At 58.4% G+C, this 3,981-nt stretch carries 3 protein-coding genes; 2 read left to right on the plus strand and 1 reads right to left on the minus strand.

What is annotated here, in order from left to right; all coding sequences use genetic code 11:
- On the plus strand, positions 1 to 772 hold a 772-nt coding region (locus ABX749_RS24800), incomplete at its 5' end, for an ASPIC/UnbV domain-containing protein (protein WP_372898354.1).
- A gap of 263 nt (positions 773 to 1,035) precedes the next feature.
- Positions 1,036 to 3,156 carry a CRTAC1 family protein gene (locus tag ABX749_RS24805; RefSeq protein WP_372898355.1) on the plus strand — a complete coding sequence of 707 codons (2,121 nt, stop codon included), beginning with the start codon at positions 1,036 to 1,038 and terminating at the stop codon, positions 3,154 to 3,156.
- A gap of 49 nt (positions 3,157 to 3,205) precedes the next feature.
- Here ABX749_RS24805 and ABX749_RS24810 read toward each other — a convergent pair.
- A partial coding sequence (locus tag ABX749_RS24810) for an NRAMP family divalent metal transporter (RefSeq protein ID WP_372898356.1) occupies positions 3,206 to 3,981 on the minus strand: 776 nt, incomplete at its 5' end.

Below are 3,981 nucleotides of genomic sequence, written 5' to 3' on the forward strand. Positions count from 1 at the left end.
CATGGGAATTGCGGCCAGTGACTTTGACGGCGATGGCGATCTGGACCTGTACGTGACCGGTTTTGCCAATGAGTACAACATTTACTACGAACAAGTCGCACCGGGGTTTTGGAGCGACCGGACCGGAGAGGTCGGCTTGCTGCAACCGACCTTGGCGACGGTCGGCTTTGGAACCGAAGCGATCGACCTGGATGATGACGGGAGCGACGAAATCGTGGTCACGAACGGTCATATTGGTGAGTTTGATGACGGTGAATATGCCTACGAGCAGCCGTTCCAGGTTTTTCATCGTCATACCGACGGCACGTTTGCGTTGCTCGACGACGATGATTGGGGAGACTATTTTTCACGCCCCCACGTCGGCCGCGCGCTCTGGACCGTTGACATCAATGGCGACCACCGCAACGACGTGATGATCACCCACACACGCGAACAGGCTCGACTGTTGATCAACGAAACGCCCACCACCAACCGTCACCTCTCCTTTCGATTGGTCGGTCGGGATTGCACGCGAGATGCGACCGGTGCGATCGTTCGTTTCTCTCATGACGGTCAAGACCGATCGTTGTGGTGCTTGTCCGGCGATGGCTACATGTGTAGCAACGAACGCATCTTGCGAGCCGGCGTCGGAACGTCCGGTGAAGTCACCAACGTTCACGTCGTCTGGGCCGACGGCTCGGTCGATCAGATCGGCACCCTGGCAACCAACGCCCACTATTTGATCGTCCAAGGCGACGGCACCGCAACGAAACTCTTTCGCGGACAGAAGTGAACGCAATGCAAAACGCGGAACAGACGATGCGCCGGACGACCACACCGCTCCGCACCAATTCTCGCGTGGGCCGATCTCCCAGGGACGCGGCCCGGCCGATGGTGTCGGTTGCGATTCGAGCAGTTGCAGACGCACTAATCGTCACACCGATCGTCGCATTGATCGTCACACTGATCTGTTCAACGGGTTGCCACTCGCCACGATCGGACGATTCTCCGGTTTCCGATCGCGGGGATTTGGCTTCCCAAGACTCGCATGATCGAATGCTCGACACCCTGGCGAAAATCAAAGCCGACATCCCTACACAAAACTTCTTTCTCGGCGATGCCGACCTGATCGATTTTCAGAACCAGCTCGACGTCCAACCGGACGACGCGTATGCGATGCGGGGGGCGCTGCTGTTTGAAATCGGCAGCAAAAATGTCTTCTTGGGGCAGACGTCCAAGGGCATCCAACAACAGAAAGCGGCATTCAATCTGCTCCGCCAGGCCGAGGTGCCGCAAAGTGTGTTTGATAAACTGTTCTTTTCCATTGGAGTATCGCATCTTCGAAAAGCAGAAAATGACAACTGCATCGATGCCCACACCGCGGGAAGCTGCATTTTTCCGATCCGAGAGGATGGAGTTCATGTCCATCCAGAAGAAACGCTCCGGGCGATCGCCTACTTTCACCGTGTGCTTGAGACGCGACCGGATCACTTGCCCTCGCGCTGGTTGTTGAACCTTTCCTACATGGCGATCGGTCGTTATCCCGATGACGTTCCCGAGTCGTTTCTGATCCCACCCGACGCATTTGAATCGGAACAAACGTTTCCTCGCTTTGTGGACCGCGCCCCGGAACTGGGGCTGAACACCTTCAGTCTGGCCGGCGGAGCGATCGCGGACGATTTTGATGGCGACGGCCTTCTGGATCTCGTCGTCTCGTCTTGGAGTCCCGCCGGGCAACTGCGTTTGTACCATCACGATGGCGACGGGAGTTTTTCTGACCAGACCGAACAGGCCGGGCTGTTGGGCATCTACGGTGGGTTGAACCTGCTGCAGACAGACTTTGATAACGATGGGGACCTCGACCTGTTCGTTCTGCGTGGCGGTTGGTTGGGCGAGTCCGGCCACCACCCCAATTCGCTGTTGCGCAACGACGGCAACGGCCACTTTCGCGATGTCACGTTTGACGCCGGCTTGGCCGAAAACAACTTCCCCACACAAACCGCCTCGTGGGCCGACTACGACAACGATGGCGATCTGGACTTGTACGTCGGCAACGAAGGTTTTCCGAACCAGCTCTTTCAGAACCGTTCCGATGGGACCTTTGTTGAAATCGGCACGGACGCCGGCGTTGCCGATCTGGGATTCACCAAGGGCGTCTGTTGGGGCGACTACGATGGCGACCGGTTTTCCGATCTGTACGTTTCCAATTTAGACGGCCCGAATCGACTTTTTCGCAACCTGGGAAACGGCCGTTTCGTCGACGTGGCTCCGGAACTGGGCGTCGCGGGGCCGAACGTGAGTTTTCCGCTTTGGTTTTGGGACTACAACAACGACGGTGCGTTGGACATCTTTGTCGCAAGCTTTTCACAAAGCGTTGACCCGATCGCCGCCGACTTTCTGGATCTTCCCCATCGAACGGAAATGGATTGCCTGTACCAAGGCGACGGGGCGGGCGGGTTCACCGAAGTCGCTGCGGAGAGAAACTTGCGACGGGTGACACAACCGATGGGTTCCAATTTCGGCGACCTGGACAATGACGGCTACTTGGATTTTTACCTGGGAACCGGATTTCCAGACTTCGAAGCGCTGGTCCCCAATCAGATGTTTCGCAACGTCGCCGGCGAATCGTTTGCAAACGTGACCACCGCGGGCGGATTCGGGCATCTACAGAAAGGCCACGCAGTCGCGTTCGCCGATTTGGATCACGACGGAGACCAGGACGTGTTGCATGAACTCGGCGGCTGGTTCGCCGGCGACGCGTATGGAAACGCGTTGTTCGAGAATCCTGGGTTCGGCAACCACTGGATCGTCGTCAAACTGGTCGGTGCCGAGTCGAATGCCGCCGCGATCGGGGCACGCATCCGCGTCGATCTCAGCGACGGATCAACGGAGCGTTCGATCTATCGTTGGGTCAACAGCGGCGGCAGCTTTGGTGGCAACCCGCTGCGTCAACACATCGGACTGGGACAGTCCAATCGCATCACGCGACTGGAAGTGTTTTGGCCCACGACAGACAAGACGCAGGTCTTTGAGGATTTGCAGACCAACCAGTTCATCTGCATCACCGAGGGCCGATCCGACTTCGAGACGTTGCCGTACGGAGCGGTTCCGTTTTCTAGCGACGCCACCACCGAGTCGAGCCATGCCCATCATCACCACCTCGATGGCCAGCCCTAACGGTTCCTGCTGAATGCGTGTGTCGCCGCAAACCAAACCACTGTCGCGTTTACCGAAACACGCCGACGATGCGCCAAAGGCCCAACAACGCGACGCCGATTACCACGAACAACGCCAGACCTTGCCGCCCCCGACCAGCGGTTTCTCCCGTCGTTCGTCCCTGTCTGGCCACAACCCACAGCAGGAAACAGGCGACAATCGGTAACAGCAACCCGTTGGCAACTTGTGCAAATTGAATCGTCAGTGCGGGACTTTTGCCAAACCAGATCGCAACCAGCCCGCCGACAAATACCACGCCGAGTGCGATCACCCGAAAGCGTCGACTCGATGGATCCGCGTCCCACTGCAGCGAACCGCAGATCGCATACGCGGTTGCGATCGGCGCCGTGACCGCGCTGGTCAGCCCGGCCGCAAACAAACCCAGTGCGAACGCGATGCCGCCACCTCGGCCCAGGGCGGGTTCGAGCTGCTGGGCAATTTGATCGATCGATGTCCAGGGCGTTCCGGTCTGGTGAAACGCCGTGCTTGCGGTCACCAAAATCGAAGCCGTCACCAACCCGCCCAGTGCGACCGATAAGCCGGTGTCCCAATCCGATTGCGTCATCGCCTGATCGGGATCAGCACCTCTCCAAGTCGCCGCGGCGCCGCTGGCATGCAGAAACAAGTTGTACGGAACGATCGTGGTTCCAATCAGCGCGATCACGATCGTCAAGTTCTCCGCGTTGAGCCGCGGCAGGAAAACGCCTCTCAAGATCTGCGTCGCAGGCGGCATGGAGATCACTCCGGCGATCAGGAACGATCCACTCAAAAGGATCACCCAGGCGA

It is taken from the genome of Stieleria sp., from assembly GCF_041595215.1.
Lineage (GTDB): Bacteria > Planctomycetota > Planctomycetia > Pirellulales > Pirellulaceae > Stieleria > Stieleria magnilauensis.

Excerpts from the sequence above, each read along its gene's own strand:
- ABX749_RS24805 (WP_372898355.1), top strand. The coding sequence starts at position 1,036 with ATGCTCGACACCCTGGCGAAAATCAAAGCCGACATCCCTACACAAAAC.